The sequence below is a fragment of the Nocardioides sp. NPDC054178 genome (assembly GCF_055585005.1).
In genome coordinates this window covers 155892-178409 of the sequence record NZ_JBVJKY010000007.1, presented here as the reverse complement: position 1 = coordinate 178409, position 22518 = coordinate 155892, and the positions used below count along the sequence as shown (strand labels likewise).

The following is a 22518-nucleotide window of genomic DNA, read 5'->3' as shown; positions in this document are numbered from 1 at the left end:
ACGAAATCAAGCGGTGGGCGTCACGAGGAAGGCGAAGCCGAGGGCGAGCCGGAGGCCTTGGGCGCGACGTACGGCGTCGGGTCGCTCTCCCAGGTGATCGGGTCGAACTCCTCGTAGGGCCGGAAGCTCACGCCGACGAGCTTGCCCTGGTCGGGGACGAGCATGACCAGGCAGGCGTTGACGCTCTTGCCGGGTGCGAACGGCTTGGGGAACGTCTTGCCGTCGCAGGGCTTGAACGGCTCCTTGAACGAAGCCGCCTCGACCAGGTTGCCCGCGCCGTCGAGACCCCACAGCGGCACGTCGTAGCCGCCGAGATCGGTCTTGCCGTCGTTCTTGACGGTGGCGCGTACGAAGTAGGGAGCGCGCGAGAGCGTCGCCTCGTCGAGCTTCCAGCCGGAGAAGGTCTGCTTGTAGGAGGTCGACTCGAGCTTGGTGACGGTGATCGAGAGCTTGCCGTCGACACCCTCCTTGGGCGTCCACTCGACCGTCGCGGTCTCCCCGAGCCTGCGGTCGGCACCGGGCTCGGTGAGCGCCCCGGCGGAGGGTGAGGCCGACGCGGAGGCCGACGGGGAGGTGGAGGCGCTCTCGGACGGCTTGGGCGCGTTCGTCCTCGGCGCGGTGCCGCTGCACCCCATCACTGACATGGCCATGACCACACCCGTGAGGGATGCGGCGAGTACAGACCCCGCTCGTTGCATGAGGACATCCTGCCGCACGCTTCTCGAGATCGTGCGGCAGGACGCCCCCGGCGAGGTTTACGAGGTGGTAACGGCCCGGTGGCGGGCTACTGCCTCAGGCGCCGATCAGGCGCTCGGCGAAGTAGCGGCTCACGCCCTCGAGCGGGATGCGCTCCTGCTTCATGGTGTCGCGCTCACGGATGGTGACCGCGTTGTCCTCGAGGGTGTCGAAGTCGACGGTGACGCAGTACGGCGTACCGATCTCGTCCTGGCGGCGGTAGCGCTTGCCGATCGACTGAGAGTCGTCGAAGTCGACAGCCCAGTTGGCGCGCAGCTCGGCCGAGAGGGCCCTCGCCTTCGGGCTCAGCGCCTCGTTGCGGGAGAGCGGGAGCACGGCGATCTTGACCGGCGCGATCCGGTGGTCGAGGCGGAGCACGACCCGCTTGTCGACGCCGCCCTTGGCGTTGGGGGCCTCCTCCTCGGCGTACCCGTCGACGAGGAAGGTCATCAGCGCACGGGTCAGACCGGCCGCGGGCTCGATGACGTACGGCAGGTAGCGCTCGTTGTTGGCCTGGTCGAAGTACTGCAGGTCCTGGCCGGAGTGCTTCATGTGGGTGCCGAGGTCGAAGTCGGTGCGGTTGGCGATGCCCTCGAGCTCGCCCCACTCGCTACCCGGGAAGTTGAAGCGGTACTCGATGTCGACGGTGCGCTTGGAGTAGTGGCTCAGCTTCTCCTGGGCGTGCTCGTAGTGACGCAGGTTGTCGGGGTTGATGCCGAGGTTCGTGTACCACCGGGTGCGCTCGTCGATCCAGTACTGGTGCCACTCCTCGTCCTCACCCGGCTTGACGAAGAACTCCATCTCCATCTGCTCGAACTCGCGGGTGCGGAAGATGAAGTTGCCCGGCGTGATCTCGTTGCGGAAGCTCTTGCCGGTCTGGGCGATGCCGAACGGGGGCTTCTGGCGGGTCGAGGTGACCACGTTGGCGAAGTTCACGAAGATGCCCTGCGCGGTCTCCGGGCGCAGGTAGTGCAGGCCCGACTCGTCCTCGAGGACACCGAGGTGGGTCTTGAGCATGCCGGAGAACTCGCGCGGCTCGGTCCAGGCGCCACGGGTGCCGCAGTTGGGGCAGGCGACGACCTCGTTGATGTCGACCGTGTCCGGGTCCTCGATGCCCTTCTTCTCCGCGTACTCCTCCTGGAGGTGGTCGAAGCGGTAGCGCTTGTGGCACGACTGGCACTCGACCAGCGGGTCGTTGAAGGTCTCGACGTGGCCGGAGGCGACCCAGGTCTGGCGCGGCAGGATGATGCTGGAGTCGAGGCCGACGACGTCGTCGCGCTGCTGGACCATCGCCTTCCACCACTGGCGCTTGATGTTCTCCTTGAGCTCGACACCGAGGGGGCCGTAGTCCCAGGCACTCCGGGTGCCGCCGTAGATCTCGCCGCTGGGGAAGACGAACCCGCGCCGCTTGGCGAGGGAGACGACGAGGTCAAGGGTCGATGCTGGCGGCTTTGCCACGATGAATGCTCTCTGCTCGAGGTGAGCCCGGCCGGCTGCCGGGCCTGGTGTCGGATAAATCGTATCCGTGGTGTCATCTTGTTATGTACGCCGCCCGCGGGGCCAATTCGCTCGGCCTCCCGGACCCGTGCCGCTAACGTCGCTGAGCATGGAGCCGAACGCACGTCGCCTGTGGAAGCTGCTCGAGCCGATCCATGCGGTGGGTTACTTCTCACCCGAGCCGATCGCCCTGCTCAAGGAGGCCGGCTACCGCGGCTACTGGATGGGCTACTTCGCCGCCCGGTCCGCTCCGCTGGGGGCGGTCCCGGCCGAGGTGGTCCATGCCGTCTTCTACAACTTCGCCTTCTCCCACGTCTCCCGGGCGCTGCCCGACGCCTGGACGTTCGCTCCGCCCGAGGCCGCGCACGAGGCCCGCCGCTCCGGCGCCGTCACGGCGCTGCGCCGTCACCTCGGCCTGCTCGCCGACTCCGACGACGTGACCCGGGCTGCCCTCCTCGCCTCACGAGCCGCTCTCGGCGCGCCACTGGAGGGCCGGGCCCTGTACGCCGCGCTCCGCTCGCTCCCCGTCGCCGAGGACCCGCTGACCCTCCTGTGGGACGCGGCGACCCTGCTGCGCGAGCACCGCGGCGACGGCCACGTCGCCACCCTCCTCGCCGCCGGGATCGGTGGCCGCGAGTCGCACGTCTTCCACGCCCTGGCCAACGGCACCTCCCCGTCGGTCTATGCCACCTCCCGCAACATCCACGAGACCGAGTGGGACTCCCTCGTCTCCGGACTGCGCTCGCGCGGGCTCGTCACCGACGACGGCGGTTCCCTCACCGATGCCGGCCGGGAGACCAAGGCCCGGATCGAGGCGACCACCGACGATCTGGCCCGGTCGGCCTACGCCGTCCTCGACGATGCCGAGGTCGACGAGCTCATCGCCCTCCTCCGTCCGCTCACCAAGGCGGTCGTCGCCTCCGGCGAGATCCCGAACCAGTCCCCCATGGGGCTCGATCTCGACGACGTCGACTGACCTGTTGCCGGGCAGCGGCCCGGGGCTCATGCTGGACACCGTGGCGATGCCGGACCTCGACCCCCGACTCACCCCGATCCTCGAGCTTGCCGCGGTCGTGGCGGCACGCCCCGGCGTCGAGGTCGACGAGGCGACCCTGCGCGAGATCTTCGAGGAGGCCGCGATGCTGCTCGACCTCGGAAACGTCCTCGACGAGCTCGACGACCACGACTCCGGCAGCCTCGTAGCCGGTCTGTGCGCCGACCTGCTCACCGACGACCCGGCCGACAGCATCCGCGCACACGCCGAGGTGGCCCTGGCCGACGATTCCCTGCACGACCCCGAGGCCGCCGCGGTCGCCTACCGGATGGCCGCCCACGCCCTTCGCCTCTGAGCGCAGACAGTCGTCACGCATGCGTCAGATCGGCGCACATGTGGGGTTCTGACGCTCTGGCAGCCGAGGCGGCACGCCGTTTCCATGCACATGCGCGGTTGTGGCGCCGAGGTCGACTCGGGTGGTCAGGGAGCGAGGTCGGCCGATCGGCGCGCGGCGTAGAGCTCCAGGGCGTCGGCGAAGTCGTGCTCGGTGAAGTCGGGCCAGAGCTTCTCGCTGACGACGATCTCGGCGTTCGAGGTCTGCCAGGGGAAGAAGCCGGAGAGGCGCTGCTCGCCGCTGGTGCGGATCACGAGGTCGATCTCCTTGACCGGGCCGCCGGGCAGCGCTGCGGTGATGGCCTGCTCGTCGATCTCCGTGACACCCGTGGCGAGCGCGCGGCGGACGCCTTCGACGATGTCGCCGTGCGGGTCGTAGCCGATCGCCATCGTCAGGTGGGCCGGGCGCTCGGCGGTCTCCCGCTCGGCGGCGCGCAACGCCGCGGCCGCCTCGTCGGGCAGCAGCGCGAGGTCGCCGGAGACGTGGAGGGCCCAGCGGTCGCTGCGTACGACCGTCTGCGGGAGCTTCTCGGCCAGGATGCCGAACAGGTGGTCGACCTGCGACTTCGGGCGCTTCCGGATGTTGTCGGCGGAGAGGACGTAGGAGGTGAGGTGGTCGATCCTGCGGTCCGTGCACCAGCTCAGCAGGTCCGCGACGTGGTCGGCGCCGACATCGTGACCGGCGCCCGGGTTGGCGAGGCCCGCCTTCTTCGCCCAGCGGCGGTTGCCGTCCATCACGACGCCGACGTGCGTCGGGACCACGTGCGACATCAGCGGCTCGGGTCGTTGAGCGAGAGGATCTGGCGGCGCTCGGCGTCGGTCAGGTCGGAGGCGGCGAGGATCTTCTGCAGGACGTCGGACTTGCGGGCGATGTAGGTGTCGATGTCCATCGCCGGGTCGGCGGCCAGCGCCAGCTTCACCGCGGCGTACTCGTCGCGAAGGTCGTCGCGGCGGCGCAGGACGTCGCGGACGGCGAGGTGGTTGCGTACGTTGAGGGTGCCCGCGGCGCAGACGTAGACGTGGCGCCGCGGATCCTCGTCGGGAGCCAGGAAGGCCTCGCGGCCGGCCACGCCGAGGTCACCCCGGTGGGCGTAGCCGAGGCGCTCGAGTGCGGCGACGGCGGCTGGTACGTCCTGCGGCGCGACGATCACGTCGATGTCGAGGATGGGCTTCGCGGCGAGGCCCGGGACCGAGGTCGAGCCGACGTGCTCGACACTCGCCGCCGGGCCGTCTGCCAGCGCGCCGCGCAGCGCCGCGGCCACCTTCTCGAACCGGTCCTGCCACGACGGGTCGTACGCCACTACCTCGATGCTCACGGGAACCAGAGTCTCGCAGGTCGCTCAGGCTTCGGCGGTCAGGGGCCGCGGCCGAGAACGCCGGCCGGTGACGAACCCGGCGACGGTGTCGGAGAGCGCGAGAGCGAGCACCGCGGGGCTCGCGGTGAGGGTCAAGACCGTGGCAGCGACCACCGGACTCCCGGACAGGCCGAAGAGGAGCCAGGCCGACCAGGTCGCGCCGGCGGTGAGGAACACGAGGACCACCGACCCGGCCAGCACGCCCCGGAGGCCGCCCACGACGCGCGCAGCGAGCGCCGCAGGCGCGGCGATGGCCACGCAGAGCGCCCCGACAGCAGCGCCGAGAAGCACGAGCATCGGCCCCGCGAGCGGTCCGCCGATGCCTTGGTCGCCGGACACGGAAGCGACCAGGAGCCCGGCGTAGACCAGCCCGGCGAGCACCGGATAGGCCAGTCCGACCAGCACCATGGTGACCACGAAGGAAGCGGCGCGAACGGCGGTCACGGGCAAGCTCATGCGCTCATGATGCCCGGCACCGCCAGGCGCTGCCGAGGATGTTGGCCCTTCGTTGACGAACCGGGGATTGGTCAACCCTCAGACGCGCCCGCGGACCATCGCGATGAGGCGGTCGAGGACCTCCTCGGGGGCGACGTGGACGCCGTTGTGAAGGTGGGCGTTGGTGACCCACGGACGGAGGGTGGGGACCAGCTCGGCGGTGGCCAGCGAGTGCTCGCGCAGGACGTAGGGGTCGTCGTAGTAGACCGCCGCGGCGCACGGGACGTCGACCGACGCCAGCACCGACGGGTCGTAGAGGCTCGGCCACTCGCGCTCGGCCAGCAGGTCCGCCGCCTCGGCGAACGGAGCCAGCAGCGGGTCCTCGCTCAGATGCCACGGGAAGAGGTGCTCGGCGGTGAGGAGGGTCGGGTCCTCCTCGTACGCCGCGGGCTGGACGCGCGCACAGGCCCAGCGGGTCGCCTGGGCATCGGCGTAGCAGGCCTCGTGGATGAGTACATAGAGCGGCGAGTGTCCGCTGAACGGCAGCAGCGCCGCGACCTCGTGCCCGAAGCCCAGGCCCGCCGGGTCGCGCTCGAGGAGGTAGTGGATCCGCTCGGAGCCACCGGTCATCCCGAGCAGGCTGCCGATGGAGCGCGCCTGGCGGGCCGAGAGCGAGCCGCCGTGCGGGAGCCGGATCTCGCCCGGGTCGCAGCGCTCGACCAGCGCGCGCATCCGGTCCCGGTCACCGGGGAAGCGGGCGTAGTGGCGCTCGGTCAGGTCGATCGTGCGGGCGAAGGTCGCGGCGTAGATCTCGTCGACCGGCAGGCCCACCGGCGGCACTCCCCCGGTGAAGAGCACCTCGCGCAGCGACTCGGGGTGGGTCGAGAGGTAGCGCAGCGAGCAGAACCCGCCGAAGGACTGCCCCAGCAGCGACCAGCGCTCGATGCCCAGGTGGGCGCGGAGCAGCTCGGCGTCCTCGACGATCGAGTCGGCACGGAAGTGGGCGAGGTGGTCGGCCTGCTCCTGCGGGCTCGCACCGGTCATCGCGGTGATCGGCGTCGACCGCCCGGTCCCCCGCTGGTCGAGGAGGATCACCCGGTAGTCCTGGAGCGCCCGCTCCAGCCACCCCGGCGCCATCGGGAGGTTGATCGGACGCGGGCTCTCCCCACCTGGGCCACCCTGGAGGAAGAGCAGCGCGTCGCGGTCGTCGCGGTCGCCCGGACGACGCACCTCGCGAGCGAAGACGGTCAGCGTCTCGGCGCCGGCACCGGCGCTGGCACCGAGATGGTCCAGCGGCACCTCGATCTCGTGCTCGATCAGGACCAGTCCGGGGATCGTCTCGATGCGCACGAGCCGATCCTAAGGCCCCGCCGGATGGACCGCACCGTTGCGGATCGGGCCGTCTCAACCTAACCTGAACACCGTTCACCTGAACGTCGTTCAGTTCTGCCATCCCGAGGAGACCCCCCGCATGACGACAGCCTTCGACCAGCTAGCCGACCGGATCCTGTCGGGCGGGGCCGCCACCGCCGAGGACGCGGTGGCTGTGCTGCGTACGTCCGACGCGGAGCTGATGAGCCTCGTCGCGGCCGCGGGCCGACTGCGCCGCGAGCACTTCGGCAACACCGTGAAGGTGAACTACCTGGTCAACCTCAAGTCCGGCCTGTGCCCGGAGAACTGCAACTACTGCAGCCAGGCGCTGGGGTCGCAGGCACCGGTGCTGAAGTACTCCTGGCTCTCCAAGGACGAGACCCTCGAGCAGGCGGGCGCCGGGCTGCGCGGTGGCGCCACCCGGGTCTGCATGGTCTCCTCGGGCCGCGGCCCCTCCGAGCGCGACATCGACAAGGTCGTGGAGATGACCTCCGCACTGAAGGAGGCGCACGAGGGCGTCGAGATCTGTGCCTGTCTCGGGCTGCTCAAGGGCGGGCAGGCCGAGCGGCTCAAGGCGGCCGGGGTGGATGCGTACAACCACAACATCAACACCGCCGAGTCCCACCACGACAACATCGTCCAGACCCACACCTACGACGACCGCGTCGACACCATCGGCAAGGCCAAGGACGCCGGGCTCTCGCCGTGCTCCGGCCTCATCGCGGGCCTGGGCGAGACCGACGAGCAGCTGGTCGAGGCCCTGTTCGCGCTCAAGGAGCTCGACGCCGACTCGATCCCGGTCAACTTCCTGATGCCGTTCGACGGGACGCCGTACGAGAACACCTGGGACCTCTCCCCCGCCCGGTGCGTGAAGATCCTGGCGATGGCGCGGTTCGTCTGCCCCGACAAGGAGATCCGGATCGCCGGCGGCCGCGAGATGCACCTGCGCTCGCTGCAGGCCACCGCGCTCCACGTCGCCAACTCGATCTTCCTCGGCGACTACCTGACCTCGGAGGGGCAGGACGCCCTGGCCGACCTGGAGATGCTGCGCGACAACGGCTTCATCATCCTCGGCATGGACGAGAGCGGGTTCGACGAGCTGATCGAGGAGCACCGCACCAAGGCTGCCGGCCGCGTCGCGGGCGGCTGCGGGAGCAGCTGCGGCGATGGCTGCGGCGAGGCCTGCGGCGGCCACGACGAGCAGGACGGCCCGGTCATCCGGCGCCGCGGAGCGGGGACCGATGTCGCTGCCAACGCTTGATCGGGGCGTCGATCTCGATCGAGGCGCCGAGCTGCTCGCCTTCGACCGTGAGCACCTCTGGCACCCCTACACCTCGATGACGGACCCGGCGCCGGTACGGCTCGTCACCGGCGCCGAGGGCGTACGCCTCCACCTCTCCGACCACGACGGCGAGCACCTCGAGGTCGTCGACGCGATGTCGTCGTGGTGGTCGGCGATCCACGGCTACCGCGTGCCCGAGCTGGACGCCGCGCTCGCCGAGCAAGCCGGCCGGATGTCCCACGTGATGTTCGGCGGCCTGACCCACGCCCCGGCGGTCGACCTCGCCGAGCGGCTCGTCTCGATCACGCCCGATCCGCTGCAGCACGTCTTCCTCGCCGACTCCGGGTCGGTGAGCGTCGAGGTGGCGATCAAGATGGCGCTGCAGAGCCAGCGCGGCCGCGGGCGGCCGGAGCGGACCCGGCTGCTCACCGTGCGCGGGGGCTACCACGGCGACACCTTCGGGTGCATGAGCACGTGCGACCCCGTCGGCGGGATGCACTCGATGTTCACCGAGATGCTCGCGCCGCAGGTCTTCGCCGAGCGTCCGCCCGCGCCGGGTGGTGACGTGGAGGCATGGGCCCAGGGCGTACGCCGCCTGGCGGCCGAGCACGCCGACGAGCTCGCCGGGATCATCCTGGAGCCGCGGCTCCAGGGCGCGGGCGGGATGTGGGTCTATGACGACCGCTGCCTGGTCGTGCTCCGTGAGATCGCCGACGAGCACGGACTGGTGCTGATCTTCGACGAGATCGCCACCGGCTTCGGCCGCACCGGCTCGCTCTTCGTGTCCTCGCACGTCACTCCCGACATCCTCTGTCTCGGCAAGGCCCTCACCGGTGGCTATCTGACCCTGGCCGCGGTGCTGACCACGACCGAGGTCGCGCGCGCGATCTCCCGCAGCGAGTCGGGCGTGCTGATGCACGGACCGACCTTCATGGGCAACCCGCTCGCCTGCGCGCTCGCCGTGGCCTCGCTCGACCTGCTGGCCACCCGGGGCTGGGAGCAAGACGTGTCACGGGTGTCCGGCGCACTCACCGCCGGCCTCTCCCCGCTCTCCGGGCTGCCGGGCGTCCGCGACGTCCGCGTCCTCGGTGCCGTCGGCGTGGTCCAGCTCGACCACCCCGTCGACGTCGCGAAGGCGACCGAGACCGCGCTGCGCGAGGGCGTGTGGATCCGGCCGTTCCGCGACCTGATCTACACGATGCCTCCCTACCTCACCGGCGAGGACGACCTCGCTCGGATCTGCCGCGCCGTCGGCGCCGCCGCGGAGGTGTCCTGATGAGCTGGGAGACCTGGCTGGCCGGCGCGGCCGCGGCGCGGGAGGAAGCCGGACTGACCCGGCGGCTGCGCCCGCGCGGACCCGACGACAGCGTCGTCGACCTGGCCGGCAACGACTACCTGGGGCTGTCGGGGCACCCGGACGTACGCCGTGCCGCGGCCGAGGCAGCCCTGCTCTGGGGCGGTGGCGCGGGTGCGTCGAGGCTGGTCACGGGCACCTTGACGCTCCACAATGAGCTGGAGGCCGAGCTCGCCGACTGGCTGGGGCAGCCGGGCGCGCTGACCTTCTCGACCGGCTACCACGCCAACCTCTCGATCGTCGGCGCCCTGGCCGACCGGAGCGCCCACGTCGTCTCCGACGCACACATCCATGCCTCGCTGATCGACGCCGTCCGGCTCTCCCGCGCCCAGCTCACGGTCGTTCCGCACAACAACGTCGCCGCCGTGCAGGCGGCGCTGGCCGCCCGGCCGGGCGTCCGCACTCTCGTGCTCGCCGAGTCGGTCTACTCGGTGCTCGGCGACGAGGCGCCGCTCGTCGGGCTGGCCGAGGTGTGCGCGGCGTACGGCGCTCTGCTGGTCGTCGACGAGGCCCACGGCGTCGGCGTGCACGGGCCCGGGCTCGTCGCCCGCCACGGCCTCGCCGGGCGACCGGACGTGCTCGTCACCGCGACCCTCTCCAAGAGCCTGGGCAGTCAGGGTGGGGCGGTGCTGGGGCCGCGAGCGGTCCTCGACCACCTGGTCAACACCGCCCGGCCGTTCATCTTCGACACCGGCCTGGCTCCCGCCGCTGCCGCCGCGGCGCTGGCCGCGGCACGGGTCGCGCGGTCGCGCCCGGACCTCGCCGACACCATCCGGGATCGGGTCACCGCGCTGGCGCGGACGCTCGGGGTCCCGGCCCCCGCCGGTGCGGTGCTGTCGGTGCCGATGCCCTCACCCGAGGCAGCGGTCGCCGCACAGGCGGAGCTGCTCACCGAGGGCGTACGCGTCGGCTGCTTCCGCCCGCCCTCGGTCCCCGACGGGGTCTCCCGGCTGCGGGTCACCGCCGGCGCGGGGGTCACCCCCGAGGACTGGGACCGGGCCGTCAAGGCCATCGACACGATCGTGGGTGAGGTCGGATGAGCGGGCGCGTGGTGATCGTCACCGGCACCAGCACCGGCATCGGCAAGACCGTCACGACGGCGACCCTGGCCTCCCGGGCGCGCGCCGACGGGGAGCGGGTCGCGGTCGTGAAGCCGGTCCAGACCGGCACAGACGACGGCGACTGCGACGCCGCCGAGATCCAGCGGCTGACCGGGATCGAGGTCCACGAGCTGACCCGGCTCGGGGAGCCGCTCGCGCCCGACACCGCGGCCCGTCGGGCCGGGGTGAAGATCCCGGCGGTGGCTGCGTACGCTCCGACGATCTCGGCCCTGACCAGGGACAACGATCTGGTCCTGGTCGAGGGCGCCGGGGGTCTGCTGGTGCGCCTGGACACCGACGGCGGCACGCTCCTGGACCTGGCCGACGCGCTCCTCGTCAGCGGCACACCGACGTCGTTCGTCGTCGTCACCTCGGCCGGCCTCGGCACGCTCAACCACACCGAGCTGACCGTGGCCGCGCTGCGCGCTCGCGGGTATGAGCCCGACGGGCTGATCATCGGCTCCTGGCCGGGCGATCCGGGACTGGCCGAGCGGTGCAACCGCATCGACCTCCCCCGGGTGACCGGTGTCCCTCTGCTGTTCGGCATCCCGGAAGGAATTGACAACCATTCTCAACTCGCCTGAGAATGGTTCTCATGGCCCCCACTCCCCGCTCCGCCGGACTCCTCGTTGCCGGCGCGCTCCTGCTCACCTCCGGCTGTGCCGCCCTCTCCGACGACTCTGGCTCCTCCGCCTCCGGTTCGGACGGGAAGGTCCAGGTCGCCGCCGCGTTCTACCCGCTGGAGTTCGTCGCGGAGCGGGTGGCCGGCGACCTCGCCGACGTCACCGGCCTCACCAAGCCGGGCGTCGAACCGCACGACCTCGAGCTCAGCATCAACCAGACCGCGGCCCTGCAGAGCGCCGACCTGATCCTCACCGAGCACGGCTTCCAGCCCGCCGTCGACGACGCGATCGAGCAGGACGTCAAGGGTGAGGTCGTCGACGTGGAAAAGGTCGTCGAGCTCCGCAAGGCCGAGGAGGGCGAGGACGAGCACGGCCACGAGGAGGAGGCCGCCGGCGAGGACGAGCACGCCCACGGCGAGTCCGACCCGCACTTCTGGCACGACCCGCTGCTGATGGCGCAGTACGCCGAGAGCGTCCGCGACGCACTGGTCGAGGCCGACCCCGACAACGCCGAGACCTACGAGGCAAACGCCAAGGCGCTGACCGAGGACCTGACGAAGGTCGACGAGGAGTTCAAGACCGGCCTGGCGCAGTGCAAGATCCAGGACGTCGTGGTCTCTCACGACGCCTTCGGCTACCTGGACAAGTACGGCCTGGAGTTCGAGTCGATCGCGGGCCTGACCCCCGACGCCGAGCCCAACCCGGCCCAGCTCGCCGAGATCGGCGAGCACGCCAAGGAGCACGGCGTGACCACGATCTTCTCCGAGCGCCTGGTCAGCACCGCGCTCGCCGACACCCTCGCCGACGACCTCGGTCTCAAGACCGCCGTGCTCGACCCGATCGAGGGCCTCTCGGCAGACACCGAGGGAGAGGACTACCTTTCCCTCATGCGCCAAAACCTCGACGCCCTGAAGGCGGCCAACGGTTGTCAGTGACCACACCAGGGGCCGGCCCAGGAAACAGCACGGTCCCCGCCGATGTCCCCGTGCAGCTGCTGCACGGGGATGTCGCCCTGTCCGGACGTCCCGTCCTGCGTGAGGTGGACCTGACGGTCAGACGCGGTGAGTTCGTCGCGCTGATGGGCGCCAACGGCTCCGGCAAGTCGACGCTCGTCCGCACCCTGGTCGGCCTCAACCCGCTCTCGGCCGGCCGCCTGGAGCTGTTCGGCCGCCCCCTGGCCGGCTTCCACGACTGGTCACGCGTCGGCTACGTGCCGCAGCGAAGCACGGCCACCGGCGGCGTACCCGCCTCGGTGTGGGAGGTCGTCGCCTCCGGCCGGCTCACCCACCGCAAGCTGCTGCGGCCGCTGCGCAGCGCCGACCGGGCCGCGATCCGCGCGGCCCTCGAGGTGGTCGGGATGGATGCGTACGCTCACCGCGGGGTCGCCCAGCTCTCCGGCGGCCAGCACCAGCGGGTGCTGATCGCGCGAGCGCTCGCCGGCCGTCCCGAGCTGCTGCTCCTCGACGAGCCGACCGCCGGCGTCGACCTGCCCAACCAGCACGCGCTGGCCGGGGCCCTCGGCCGGCTCAAGGACGACGGCGCCACGATCGTGCTGGTCGCCCACGAGCTGGGGCCGCTGGCTCCGCTGGTCGACCGCGCCGTGGTGATGCGCGACGGGCGCAAGGCCTACGACGGTGCGCCCCTCTCCGACGCCGACGTCCACGCCCAGGGCTTCGACGCCGGGCACGTCCACTGCGACGACGCCTCGACCCGCAAGCCCAACCCCGCCGTCCCCACCCCGCTGAAGGAGCTCTAGTGACTCTCCTCGAGCTCTTCTCGGTGCCGTTCATGCAGCGCGCCCTGATCGCGGCGTTCCTCGTCGGGATCGCGGCGCCCGCGGTCGGCACCTACATCGTGCAGCGACGCCTGGCACTGATGGGCGACGGCATCGGCCACGTCGCGGTCACCGGCGTCGCGATCGGCCTGTGGACCCAGACCTCGCCGACCTGGGCCGCGGTGATCGTGGCCATCGCCGGGGCCGTGGTCATCGAGATCGTGCGCGAACGCGGCCACGCCGAGGGTGACGTCGCCCTGGCGATGCTCTTCTACGGCGGGCTCGCCGGCGGCGTCTTCGTCACCGGGCTCGCCGGCACCGGCGCCTCCCGGCTCCAGGAGTTCCTCTTCGGCTCGATCCTGACGATCTCGGTCGACGACCTGCTCGTGACGATGGCCCTCGCGGTCGTGCTGATCGTGATCTGCGTCGGCCTCTCGCCGCAGCTGTTCGCGGTCTCCCAGGACGCCGACTACGCCAAGGTCGCCGGGCTGCCGGTGCGGTTCTACTCCATCCTCGTCGCGGTGCTCGCCGCCCTGAGCGTGGTGATCGCGATGCGCACCGTCGGGCTGCTCCTCGTCTCCGCCCTCATGGTCGTACCGGTCGCGATCGTGCAGCAGCTGACCCGGTCGTTCCGGATGACGCTGCTCGGCGCGATGGGCGCCGGGCTGATCGCCTCGGTCGGCGGGCTGGTGCTGGCCGCCGCGCTCTCCCGCACCGGCGCCAACGTGCAGCCCGGCCCCAGCATCGTGCTGGTCGCCCTGGCCGGGTTCTTCCTGGTCTGGCCGCTCGGCGCGTGGCTGCGCCGCCGGCGCGCCCTGGTGGCGCCGTTCCCGGAGACCTCGCCCGAGGAGAAGCCGGTCGAGGCACACCCGCACCACCACGGCGAGAAGTGCGGCCACGTCGCGGTCGAGCACGGCGACCACGTCGACTACATCCACGACGGCCACCGGCACGCCGCACACGTCGGCGCGGAGGGAGAGCACTATGACGAGCACTGAACCGCCCAACGCGCTGCGACCCACCAAGCAGCGGCTCGCCGTCGCCGAGGCGCTACGGACGTACGACGGCTTCCACTCCGCCCAGGAGATCCACTCCCGTCTCGACGGCGCCGTCGGCCTGGCCACGGTCTACCGCACGCTGACCGCGCTGGCCGAGGCGGGCGCGGTCGACGCGATGCGCTCCGAGGACGGCGAGACGATCTACCGCCGCTGCTCCGACACCCACCACCATCACCTGGTCTGCCGCCAGTGCGGCCGCACCGTCGAGGTCGAGGGCCCCGCCGTCGAGCGCTGGACCAAGACCATGGCCGAGGAGAACGGCTTCACCGACGTCTCCCACACCCTGGAGATCTTCGGCACCTGCACCGACTGCCGCTGACCCCAGCCTCCCGAGAGGTCAGTTCTTGACCACGACGCGTCAGTTTCTGGCCCCGACACGTCAGTTTCTGAGCGCGAGAGGTCGGTTTTCGACGCCGACATCTAGGCGTCAAAAACCGACTTCTCGGCGTCGAAGATTGACTTCTCGGCGCCAAGAACTGACGCCTCGGGGAGGGTCGGTCAGACGGGGTTGGGGAGGGCGCCGCCGTATCTCCGGTCCCTGCTCGCGTACGTCTCGACGGCGTGCCACAGGTGACGGCGGTCGACGTCGGGCCACAGCACGTCGGTGAAGACGAACTCGGAGTAGGCGGCCTGCCAGAGCATGTAGTTGGAGAGCCGCTGCTCGCCGGAGGTGCGCCAGATGAGATCGGCGTCGGGGAGGTCGGGGACGTAGAGGTAGCGCTCGAAGGTCTTCTCGGTGATCTTCTCCGGACGCAGCTTCCCGGCGCGTACGTCCTCCCCCATCCGGCGCACGGCGTCGGTGAGCTCGGCGCGACCGCCGTAGTTGACGCACATCGTCAGGGTGCAGACGGTGTTGTCCTTCGTCATCTCCTCGGCGATCTTGAGCTCGTTGATGACGGACTTCCACAGCCGCGGCGCGCGGCCGGCCCAGCGCACCCGGACGCCGAGCTCGTTCATCTCGTCGCGGCGGCGGCGGATGACGTCGCGGTTGAAGCCCATCAGGAACTTCACCTCGTCGGGCGAGCGCGACCAGTTCTCGGTGGAGAACGCGTAGGCCGAGATGGCCTTCACGCCGATCTCGATGGCCCCTTCGACGACGTCGAAGAGCGAGGACTCACCCTCTTCGTGGCCCTTGGTCCGGGGGAGGCCACGCTCCTTGGCCCATCGGCCGTTGCCGTCCATGATGATCGCCACGTGGTGCGGGACGAGGTCCTTGGGGACCGGGGGCGGGGTAGCCCCGGACGGGTGGGGTGTTGGGGTACGGACCGGCTTGCTCACGAGGTCCAACCCTAGTCGGGCGGTAGCCAGGAGGCGGCTGCGGCCCGGGAGCCTGCGGCCGGGGCGGCTGCGGCCTGGGCGGGACCATCGGGCGGCGCGGGGCGTCGTACTCCATCTCCGCAGCGTCGACGGCGGGGCCGGGCACGGTCAGCGCACCGATGATCGTGGTGATCGGCATCGCCAGCACCACCCCGATGCCCGCAGCCATCGTGGCGACGATCTCGCCGGCCATCTGCTCGGTGGTCAGCAGCGAGAAGAAGGTGCGGTCGTAGAGCTGGATCACCAGCAGCAGGGTCAGCGCGCTGCCGACGTAGGCGAACACGATCGTGTAGATCGTCGAGGCGACGTGGTCGCGGCCGATCCGCATCGCGCCGCGGAAGACGTCCCAGCGTGAGGTGTTCGGACCGGCGGCGCGCAGCTCCCACACCGCGGAGGCCTGGGTGATGGTGACGTCGTTGAGCGCACCGAGGCCGGCGATGATCACCGCGGCGACCAGCAGGCTCTGCAGGTCGAGCGCGGCGTCGAGCGAGGAGAGCGTCTGTCCGCTCTCCGAGCCCAGGCCGCTGAGCCGGCTCGCGCCGATCGCGAAGGTGCCGATCAGCGCGGTCACCGCGACCCCGGCCAGGGTGCCGGCCAGCGCCACCGAGGTGCGCACCGAGAACCCGTGGGTGGTGTAGAGCACCACGTAGAGGATCAGCACCGAGGAGACCAGCGCGGCCCACGCCGCGGGCTCGCCGGAGAGCAGCGCGGGCAGCAGGAACAGCCACACCACCGCCCCCGCGAACCCCAGACCGAGCACCGCCATCAGACCGCGCATGCGCGCGACGGCGACGACGCACCCGACGAAGAGGCCGACCAGCAGGAGCAGCGGCGGCCCCCGCTTGACGTCGAAGAAGGCGTACGTCGCCTCCCCCTCCTTCTCGGTGCGGGAGAGCTCCACCTCGTCGCCGGTCTCCAGCCCGGAGCGGGCCATCGGGGTCGAGATCTCGACCGCGACCTCGGTGCCGGTGTCGGGTCCGCTGGTGAGCTTCGCCGACGCCTTGTTGCAGCCCTTGGGTGTGCCCTCGGCGCTGCACGGCTCGGCGACCGAGGTCACCTCGGCGGTCTCGAAGACGACGCCGTCGGCGATGAACTCCTGCGATCCCTGGAGCTTGTCGACGGCAGCACTGTCGGGCCACCAGACCGCGACCCCGACGACGGTGAGGACGGCGACGAGCACCAGCGAGACGGTGAGCACCAGCCGCGGCAGGGCCTCGACCTCCACCTCGGCGTCGTGCCCACCGTGGGAGTGGCCGTGGGAGTGGCCGTGGGAGTGGGCCATCGTTCCTCAGCTCTCGACGTATTCGAGCGAGCGCAGGTTGCGGTCAAGATGCCAGGAGAGGTACGCAGCGACCAACCCGCTCGCCTGCCTGCTGGTCCGGTCCTCGGCGCCGCCGACCGTATCCCAGTCACCTGAGAGCAGCGCACCGAGGTGGCTGAGCGTCTCGGGCGAGGGTGTCGCCGAGCCCGGCACCCGGCAGGTCGTGCACAGCGCACCGCCCATGGACACGTTGAACCACCGGTGCGGCCCCTCCAGCCCACAGCGCGCGCACGCCTCGAAGCTCGGCGCGTAGCCGGCCACGGCCAGCGAGCGGAGCAGGTAGGAGTCGAGCACGTGGCGCGGGAGCCGGTCGCCCTGGGCGAGCACCCGCAGCCCGCCGACGAGCAGCAGGTACTGCTGCGGCGCCGGCTCGCCCTCCTCGTGGACCAGCCGGTCGGCGGTCTCGAGCATCGCGGTGCCGGCGGTGTAGCGGTCGTAGTCGAGCCCGATCCCGGCATGGAACAGGGTGAGCGTCTCGGCCTGGGTGATCGTGTCGAGGTTGCGCCCCTCGGCGAACTGCAGGTCGACGTGGGTGAACGGCTCCAGCCGGGAACCCCATCGTGAGGTCGTACGCCGCACGCCCTTCGCCACCGCACGCACCCGTCCGTGGTGGCGGGTGAGCATGGTGATGATCCGGTCGGCCTCACCGAGCTTGTGGGTGCGAAGCACGATGGCCTCGTCGCGGTAGAGGGGCACGACACCATTCTGCCGCGCGGCACCGACAACCGCGGCAGCGACAGACCGAGAACGATGCCCACATGATGGCAACGACGCGTGTGGCTGACCTGCTTTGGTGGACGTGTCTCCTATGGTGCCCACCATGAGCTCCTCGGGCATCGACCGTCGCCATGACGACCGCGAGCCGGGCGCCGCGTCGTCGCCGCCGGTCAACCTGGTCGACTGGCTGATGCTGGCGCTCGCGATCATCTCGGTCGGCCTGCTGGTCTGGGTCACCTTCTGGGACGTACCCCCGGTCTGGGAGGACCGGGTGATCATCGCCGACTACGTGATCTGCGGGATCTTCTTCCTCGAGTTCTGCGTCCGCTGGGTCAGGTCCGGCCTGGGCTGGAAGTTCCTGGGCCTCTACTGGTACGAGATCATCGGCATGATCCCGCTCTCCAACCCGGCCTTCCGCGCCTTCCGGCTGCTGCGGCTGGTGGTCATCTTCGCGCGGCTGATGCGGGTGGCCGACCGTGCCTTCGGCGACCGGGTCTCGGCGTACGTCGTGGGCAGGTTCTCCGGATCGATCGTCGACGCGATCCGCAAGCCGATCACGGTCGCGGTGCTCGACGAGGTGATCGCGGTGATCCAGACCGGCAACTACACCCGGCACATCTCCACCGCGATCGAGGAGAACCGTGCCGAGATCGACACGCTCATCATCGACCTCATCCGTCAGGACCAGGCGGCCGGGAAGCTGAGGTATCTCCCCTTCCACGACGACGTCGTCCGGCTCGTGGCCGACACGGTGCTGCGCCTTGTCGACCAGGGCCTGGCCGACCCGCGAGTCCACGAGATCATCTCCGACGCCATCCGCGAGTCCGCCCAGGAGCTGCGGGAGAACATCGGCTCGGAGAAGCACGCCGCCGTCAAGCGGGACAAGGAACGCTTCGGGAAGTAGGTCTCGATTTACTTGCGAAACCGGCAGAACCTGGTGTCACCGCCGCCTCGGTCGCCCGATCCAGGGCATGATTCGGGCATGACTCACCGGCAAGGCTCTCGGGGTCGGGAGCGATGAGCGCGACCTTCCCGACCAACCTCGGGCGGCTGCAGCAGATCCGCCACATCGGCGCCGGTGCGTTCGCCTCCGTCTGGCTCTACTACGACCCCGATCTCGACTCCCATGTCGCGGTCAAGGCGCTCTCCCCCGGCTGGGTCTCGAACCCGGAGATCCACAAGCGCTTCCTCCAGGAGGCGCGGCTGCTCCGCTCGGTCGACTCACCCCATGTCGTGCGCGTCTACGACATCGGCCAGACCTCGACCGGCATCCCGTTCTTCGTGATGTCGTACGCCGATGGCGGCTCGGTCGCGGACCTGCTCAAGGGCTCCCCGGGCGGTCTGGACGTGCACGAGGTCGCCGACATCGTCGCGCAGGCGGCCGACGGACTCATGGCGCTGAAGGCTCGCGGGGTGATCCACCGCGACATCAAGCCCGCCAACCTGCTGCTCACCTCCGAGACCTCCGGCGGCACCGCCGGCGCTCGCCGGGTGATGATCGCCGACCTCGGCGTGGCCCGCTCGCTCGACTCGCTCAACGAGGTCACGCGCGACATCGGCACCCCGTCCTACATGGCGCCCGAGCAGCTCGACCCGTCGCTGCCGATCGACCACCGCGCCGACGTACGCGCCCTCGGCGCGGTCGCCTGGGCCCTGCTCGCCGGCCGCTCCCCCGCCCCCGCTCTCGGGCTCACCTCCCGCGTGCCCGAGGCCGGTTCGGTACGCCCCCTCCCGGCCCCGATCAGTCAGGCCATCGCCCGCGCGCTGGAGCCTCGGGCCGAGGACCGCTGGCCGGACGCGCGCTCGTTCGCCGACGGTCTCCGCGGTGCGGTCGCGGGAGCCCGCGCCACCCCGGGGCCACCGTCTCGTTCCGTGTCCCAGCCTCCGCCGCCCGGCTCGACATCCTCGACGTCCCCGTGGCAGAAGTCGGCATCCCACGTGCCGCCCGTCGGCCCGCCCAGCCGACCGCCCAGCGGCCGGCCCAGCGGCCCGCCCAGCGGCCCACCGACCGGGCCTCCGACCGGGTCGCCGTTCGACCAGCCCACGACGGTGCCGACCGGCATCGCGACCCAGCACCCGCCGAAGCGCAAGCGCACCGGCCTCTTGGTCGGTGGCCTGGCCGCGCTCGTGGTCATCGGGCTGATCGGCGGGCTGATCTTCGTCGTGACCAACGGCGGAAGTCGCGTACCCGAGGCCGGCGAGTGCCGCGATCTCGACTACGCCGCAGCCACCGAGTTCGTCGACGAGACCGAGCCGGTCGACTGCGCCGAGCCGCACACGCTCTACACCTTCCACGTCGCCACCGACGTGAAGACCTACAACGACAACGAGGCCGCCGGCGCCGCCTGCTTCACCCGTCTGGAGACGGGGCTCGGGCTGCATCCCGACACGCTGGCCCGCACCGCCTACATCGTGAGCTGGTACTGGCCCTCGGAGGCCACCTGGAACGACGGCGACCGCTACGTCCGGTGCGACGTCGGGGTGACGGTCCAGGGCGCCCCGATGATCGACCTGCCCGAGGACCCGGTCCCCGACCCGTTCCCGGCCGACCTGCGGGCCTGCGTCGACAGCAAGATCGACAAGATCGTCCGGTGCGGGACCACCCACGACTACATCGTCGTCGACACCTTCGAGATGACCGGCGACGCCTACCCCGAGCAGAGCGACACCAACGTCCAGGGCATCGGCGGCTGCCCGACGGACGCGACGATGTTCAAGGCCCCGTTCAAGACCGCGTGGATGGCCGGCAGCCGCCTGGGCCTGTGCGCCAAGTACGACGTCGGCTCCTAGAAGACTTCTAGGAGATGAGTGGCGCCAGCCGCTTGACCGCCTCCCGGAGGCGGTCCGGGGTCGTCGCCGCGTAGCCGATCACCAGGCCGGGCGGACCCGCACCCTCGCGGTGCCGGCTCAACGGGTGCACGGCGATGCCCGCCTCGAGCGCGGCCGTGGCGACAGCGGTGTCGTCGACGCCGTCGGGAAGCGTCGCCAGCACGTGCAGCCCGGCCGCGACGCCGCGGATCCGAACGGCCGGCAGGTGCTCGGCGAGCGCCTCGAGCAGGGCGTCGCGCCTTGCCTTGTGCCGGTGCCGGACCAGTCTCAGGTGTCGCTCGAAGGCACCCGAGGTGAGCATCCGCGCCAGGGTGATCTGGGGTAGTGCCGGGCTGGCGAGGTCGAGCCAGTAGCGAGCCTCGACCAGCTCCTCCTGCATGCCGGACGGGGCGACCAGCCACCCGATCCGCATCGCCGGCGCGAGCGTCTTGGAGACGCTGCCGAGGTGGACGACCCGGTCGGGTGCGAGCACCTTGACGGCCGCGACCGGCGGCCGGTCGTAGCGGTGCTCGGCGTCGTAGTCGTCCTCGATCACCAGCCGGTGCGGCACCGCCCGAACCCACTCGACCAGCTCCCGGCGCCGCTGCGGAGAGAGCACGACCCCGGTCGGGAACTGGTGGGCGGGGGTGACCACGACGGCGTCGACACCGCTGGCGCCGAGCGCCGCGACGTCCAGTCCGTCGGCGTCCACCGGCACCGGGACCGTCGTCATCCCCCACCGCTGCAGATGCACGCGCGCGCCGTAGGAACCGGGCTCCTCGAAGCCGATGGTGGTCCTGCCGCGCTCCTCCAGCCAGCGCGCCAGGAGCACGAGCCCCTGGGCGACGCCGTTGATCACCAGGATCTCGTCGGGCGAGACCGTCAGACCGCGGGTGCGGCCCAGCCAGACCGCGAGCGCCTCCCGGAGGGCCGGCACGCCGCGCGGGTCGCCGTAGCCCAGGTCGGCGCTGCCGATCTCGGCGAGCACCTCCCGCGACGCCTTGGCCCAGGCTGCCCGCGGGAACGCCGAGAGGTCCGGCACTCCCGGGGAGAGGTCGAGATCGGGAGTCGGCAGCCGGGTGGCGGCACCGAGGCGGCGTACGGCTCCGGGGACGGCGCTGACGCGCGTGCCGCCGCCGCTGCGCGCCGAGAGCAGCCCCTCGTCGGTGAGCCGCTGGTACGCCTCGACCACCACCCCGCGCGAGACCCCGAGCTGGGTGGCGAGGGTGCGCGATGCCGGCACCCGGGCCCCGACCGCGAGCCGGCCGTCGGCGACCGCGTCGCGCAGCGCACCGGTGAGCCAGCTCGCCAGCCCACCGGCCGGAACGCCGGCCGGGTCGAGCTGCAAGAAGTCCGCGCCGGTCACTTGGTCCACTCTGCCACGCCCGGTTTGGATCTGTCGGCCAGACCAAGATCGGAGCGAACCTCGTAGACGTGACCACCGAAGCCCTCCCCGCACCCGCCACCACCGACGCCACTATCGGAGCGGCGACCCACCGCGGCGCCCTGCTCGGCGTCGTCTTCGCCGCTGCCGGAATGGCCTGCGTCGGCAGCAGCGTCGCCGTCTCCGCCGCGATCACCGATGCCCCGCTGTTCACCCTGCAGACCGTCCGGTACGCCCTCGCCGCCCTGCTCCTGCTGGCGGTCGCACGCGTCACCGGCTGGCGGGTGCCACGACCGCGCGGTCGCGAGTGGCTCTGGCTGGCCGGGGTGGCGACCGCCGGCCTGGTGCTCTTCAACGTCGGCGTCGTCCGCGGTGTCGCCCACGCCGAGCCGGCAGTGATCGGCGTCGCCGTCGCCGCGGTCCCGATGCTGCTGGCGATCGTCCCGGCGGTCGCGACCCGCACCCTCCCGGCTCGCACCGTGATCGTCGGGGCCATGGTCGTGACCGCGGGCGCCGTCGTGGTCGAGGGCTTCGGGAGGACCGATGCCGCAGGGGTGGGCTACGCGCTGCTGGTCCTGGTCTGCGAGGCGGGCTTCACGCTCCTGGCGGTGCCCGTCCTCGCCCGTCTGGGCGCCTTCGGTGTCTCGTTCCACTCGGTGTGGATGGCCACCGCCGGGATGGCGATCATCGGCGTCACGACCGAGGGACCGGCCGCCGTCACCGCCCTCGACACCGTCGACCTCCTCGCGGCGCTCCACCTGGCCGCGGTCGTCACCACGCTCGCGTTCCTGCTCTGGTTCACCGCCGTCCGGCGCCTCGGCTCCGGGCGCGCCGGCCTGCTGACCGGGGTCGTGCCGGTGGCCGCGGCTGCCCTCGGCGTACCGCTCCACGGCGCCGTGCCCGGCCCGATGGTCTGGCTGGGCACGGCGGTGGTCGCCATCGGCCTGGCGATCGGGCTGAGCGGGCGGCCACGCAAGGGGTAACACGGTGTTACATCGGG

General features: G+C 71.4%; 22 protein-coding genes and 1 pseudogene. 13 read left to right on the top strand and 10 right to left on the bottom strand.

Annotation, left to right across the window (positions count from 1 at the left end; genetic code table 11):
- Nucleotides 1-20: 20 nt before the first annotated feature.
- A complete protein-coding gene (locus tag ACZ6WN_RS23340; protein ID WP_465868018.1) occupies nt 21-650 on the bottom strand; it encodes a hypothetical protein in 630 nt (209 codons plus the stop codon).
- 142 nt (nt 651-792) lie between these two features.
- Nucleotides 793-2193 carry a glycine--tRNA ligase gene (locus ACZ6WN_RS23335; protein ID WP_465868016.1) on the bottom strand — a complete coding sequence of 467 codons (1401 nt, stop codon included), beginning with the start codon at nt 2191-2193 and terminating at the stop codon, nt 793-795.
- 148 nt (nt 2194-2341) lie between these two features.
- Between ACZ6WN_RS23335 and ACZ6WN_RS23330 the strand changes: the two genes are divergently transcribed.
- Nucleotides 2342-3208: an SCO6745 family protein gene (locus tag ACZ6WN_RS23330; protein ID WP_465868015.1), complete on the top strand. Its 867-nt coding sequence runs from the start codon at nt 2342-2344 to the stop codon at nt 3206-3208.
- A gap of 40 nt (nt 3209-3248) precedes the next feature.
- Complete coding sequence (locus ACZ6WN_RS23325; protein ID WP_465868013.1) at nt 3249-3581, top strand: hypothetical protein; 333 nt, start codon at nt 3249-3251, stop codon at nt 3579-3581.
- A 125-nt stretch (nt 3582-3706) separates the two neighbouring features.
- Here the strand turns inward: ACZ6WN_RS23325 and uppS are convergent, their stop codons facing one another.
- The 4 genes from uppS to ACZ6WN_RS23305 all read right to left on the bottom strand — a co-directional run bounded on the left by uppS (nt 3707) and on the right by ACZ6WN_RS23305 (nt 6759).
- Nucleotides 3707-4390: a polyprenyl diphosphate synthase gene (uppS, locus tag ACZ6WN_RS23320; RefSeq protein ID WP_465868011.1), complete on the bottom strand. Its 684-nt coding sequence runs from the start codon at nt 4388-4390 to the stop codon at nt 3707-3709.
- On the bottom strand, nt 4390-4935 hold the full coding sequence (locus ACZ6WN_RS23315) for a GrpB family protein (RefSeq protein WP_465868010.1): 546 nt from the start codon (nt 4933-4935) through the stop codon (nt 4390-4392). The genes uppS and ACZ6WN_RS23315 overlap by 1 nt, the downstream gene beginning before the upstream one ends.
- A gap of 24 nt (nt 4936-4959) precedes the next feature.
- Nucleotides 4960-5430: a hypothetical protein gene (locus ACZ6WN_RS23310; RefSeq protein WP_465868008.1), complete on the bottom strand. Its 471-nt coding sequence runs from the start codon at nt 5428-5430 to the stop codon at nt 4960-4962.
- Between the two features lie 78 nt (nt 5431-5508).
- A complete protein-coding gene (locus ACZ6WN_RS23305) occupies nt 5509-6759 on the bottom strand; it encodes an alpha/beta fold hydrolase (RefSeq protein ID WP_465868006.1) in 1251 nt (416 codons plus the stop codon).
- A 121-nt stretch (nt 6760-6880) separates the two neighbouring features.
- On the opposite strand from ACZ6WN_RS23305, the gene bioB reads away from it, so the two are divergent.
- The 8 genes from bioB to ACZ6WN_RS23265 are packed head-to-tail and all read left to right on the top strand — an operon-like array spanning nt 6881 to nt 14290.
- Nucleotides 6881-8041: a biotin synthase BioB gene (gene bioB / locus ACZ6WN_RS23300; RefSeq protein WP_465868004.1), complete on the top strand. Its 1161-nt coding sequence runs from the start codon at nt 6881-6883 to the stop codon at nt 8039-8041.
- The gene (gene bioA, locus ACZ6WN_RS23295; RefSeq protein ID WP_465868003.1) at nt 8022-9338 is read left to right on the top strand and encodes an adenosylmethionine--8-amino-7-oxononanoate transaminase; all 1317 of its coding nucleotides are present in this window, start codon (nt 8022-8024) and stop codon (nt 9336-9338) included. Before bioB ends, bioA begins: the two co-directional genes overlap by 20 nt.
- Nucleotides 9338-10456 carry an 8-amino-7-oxononanoate synthase gene (locus ACZ6WN_RS23290; RefSeq protein ID WP_465868001.1) on the top strand — a complete coding sequence of 373 codons (1119 nt, stop codon included), beginning with the start codon at nt 9338-9340 and terminating at the stop codon, nt 10454-10456. The genes bioA and ACZ6WN_RS23290 overlap by 1 nt, the downstream gene beginning before the upstream one ends.
- Nucleotides 10453-11100 (top strand): dethiobiotin synthase, encoded by a 648-nt coding sequence (gene bioD, locus ACZ6WN_RS23285; RefSeq protein WP_465868000.1) that lies wholly within the window; start codon nt 10453-10455, stop codon nt 11098-11100. The genes ACZ6WN_RS23290 and bioD overlap by 4 nt, the downstream gene beginning before the upstream one ends.
- Before the next feature lie 11 nt (nt 11101-11111).
- Nucleotides 11112-12074, top strand: coding sequence for a metal ABC transporter substrate-binding protein (locus ACZ6WN_RS23280; RefSeq protein WP_465867998.1), 963 nt, complete (start codon nt 11112-11114; stop codon nt 12072-12074).
- A complete protein-coding gene (locus tag ACZ6WN_RS23275; protein ID WP_465867997.1) occupies nt 12071-12895 on the top strand; it encodes a metal ABC transporter ATP-binding protein in 825 nt (274 codons plus the stop codon). Before ACZ6WN_RS23280 ends, ACZ6WN_RS23275 begins: the two co-directional genes overlap by 4 nt.
- Entirely contained in the window at nt 12895-13911 is a 1017-nt protein-coding gene (locus ACZ6WN_RS23270) for a metal ABC transporter permease (protein ID WP_465867995.1), read from the top strand. Before ACZ6WN_RS23275 ends, ACZ6WN_RS23270 begins: the two co-directional genes overlap by 1 nt.
- Nucleotides 13898-14290, top strand: a complete 393-nt coding sequence (locus ACZ6WN_RS23265; RefSeq protein ID WP_465867994.1) for a Fur family transcriptional regulator — start codon at nt 13898-13900, stop codon at nt 14288-14290. Before ACZ6WN_RS23270 ends, ACZ6WN_RS23265 begins: the two co-directional genes overlap by 14 nt.
- A gap of 179 nt (nt 14291-14469) precedes the next feature.
- Here ACZ6WN_RS23265 and ACZ6WN_RS23260 read toward each other — a convergent pair whose 3' ends face one another.
- From ACZ6WN_RS23260 to recO, 3 genes and pseudogenes are all read right to left on the bottom strand, one after another.
- On the bottom strand, nt 14470-15258 hold the full coding sequence (locus ACZ6WN_RS23260; protein WP_465867992.1) for an isoprenyl transferase: 789 nt from the start codon (nt 15256-15258) through the stop codon (nt 14470-14472).
- A gap of 154 nt (nt 15259-15412) precedes the next feature.
- Nucleotides 15413-16222, bottom strand: a pseudogene (locus ACZ6WN_RS23255) (YibE/F family protein); the annotation flags it as partial.
- Nucleotides 16223-16576: 354 nt separating this feature from the next.
- Entirely contained in the window at nt 16577-17305 is a 729-nt protein-coding gene (gene recO / locus ACZ6WN_RS23250; protein WP_141805688.1) for a DNA repair protein RecO, read from the bottom strand.
- Nucleotides 17306-17429: 124 nt separating this feature from the next.
- Between recO and ACZ6WN_RS23245 the strand changes: the two genes are divergently transcribed.
- Together ACZ6WN_RS23245 and ACZ6WN_RS23240 are read left to right on the top strand one after the other, a co-directional pair.
- Complete coding sequence (locus ACZ6WN_RS23245) at nt 17430-18230, top strand: ion transporter (protein ID WP_465867990.1); 801 nt, start codon at nt 17430-17432, stop codon at nt 18228-18230.
- A 113-nt stretch (nt 18231-18343) separates the two neighbouring features.
- Nucleotides 18344-20116, top strand: coding sequence for a serine/threonine-protein kinase (locus tag ACZ6WN_RS23240; protein WP_465867989.1), 1773 nt, complete (start codon nt 18344-18346; stop codon nt 20114-20116).
- A gap of 7 nt (nt 20117-20123) precedes the next feature.
- Here ACZ6WN_RS23240 and pdxR read toward each other — a convergent pair whose 3' ends face one another.
- On the bottom strand, nt 20124-21500 hold the full coding sequence (pdxR, locus tag ACZ6WN_RS23235; protein WP_465867987.1) for a MocR-like pyridoxine biosynthesis transcription factor PdxR: 1377 nt from the start codon (nt 21498-21500) through the stop codon (nt 20124-20126).
- A 68-nt stretch (nt 21501-21568) separates the two neighbouring features.
- Between pdxR and ACZ6WN_RS23230 the strand changes: the two genes are divergently transcribed.
- Complete coding sequence (locus ACZ6WN_RS23230; protein WP_465867986.1) at nt 21569-22501, top strand: DMT family transporter; 933 nt, start codon at nt 21569-21571, stop codon at nt 22499-22501.
- Nucleotides 22502-22518 lie beyond the last annotated feature (17 nt).

Coding starts and splice junctions, on each gene's coding strand:
- bioB (WP_465868004.1), top strand. CDS start 6,881: ATGACGACAGCCTTCGACCAGCTAGCCGACCGGATCCTGTCGGGCGGG.
- ACZ6WN_RS23310 (WP_465868008.1), bottom strand. CDS start 5,430: ATGAGCTTGCCCGTGACCGCCGTTCGCGCCGCTTCCTTCGTGGTCACC.
- ACZ6WN_RS23245 (WP_465867990.1), top strand. CDS start 17,430: ATGAGCTCCTCGGGCATCGACCGTCGCCATGACGACCGCGAGCCGGGC.
- ACZ6WN_RS23265 (WP_465867994.1), top strand. CDS start 13,898: ATGACGAGCACTGAACCGCCCAACGCGCTGCGACCCACCAAGCAGCGG.
- ACZ6WN_RS23330 (WP_465868015.1), top strand. CDS start 2,342: ATGGAGCCGAACGCACGTCGCCTGTGGAAGCTGCTCGAGCCGATCCAT.
- bioD (WP_465868000.1), top strand. CDS start 10,453: ATGAGCGGGCGCGTGGTGATCGTCACCGGCACCAGCACCGGCATCGGC.
- bioA (WP_465868003.1), top strand. CDS start 8,022: ATGTCGCTGCCAACGCTTGATCGGGGCGTCGATCTCGATCGAGGCGCC.
- ACZ6WN_RS23290 (WP_465868001.1), top strand. CDS start 9,338: ATGAGCTGGGAGACCTGGCTGGCCGGCGCGGCCGCGGCGCGGGAGGAA.
- uppS (WP_465868011.1), bottom strand. CDS start 4,390: ATGTCGCACGTGGTCCCGACGCACGTCGGCGTCGTGATGGACGGCAAC.
- ACZ6WN_RS23240 (WP_465867989.1), top strand. CDS start 18,344: ATGAGCGCGACCTTCCCGACCAACCTCGGGCGGCTGCAGCAGATCCGC.
- ACZ6WN_RS23340 (WP_465868018.1), bottom strand. CDS start 650: ATGGCCATGTCAGTGATGGGGTGCAGCGGCACCGCGCCGAGGACGAAC.
- ACZ6WN_RS23280 (WP_465867998.1), top strand. CDS start 11,112: ATGGCCCCCACTCCCCGCTCCGCCGGACTCCTCGTTGCCGGCGCGCTC.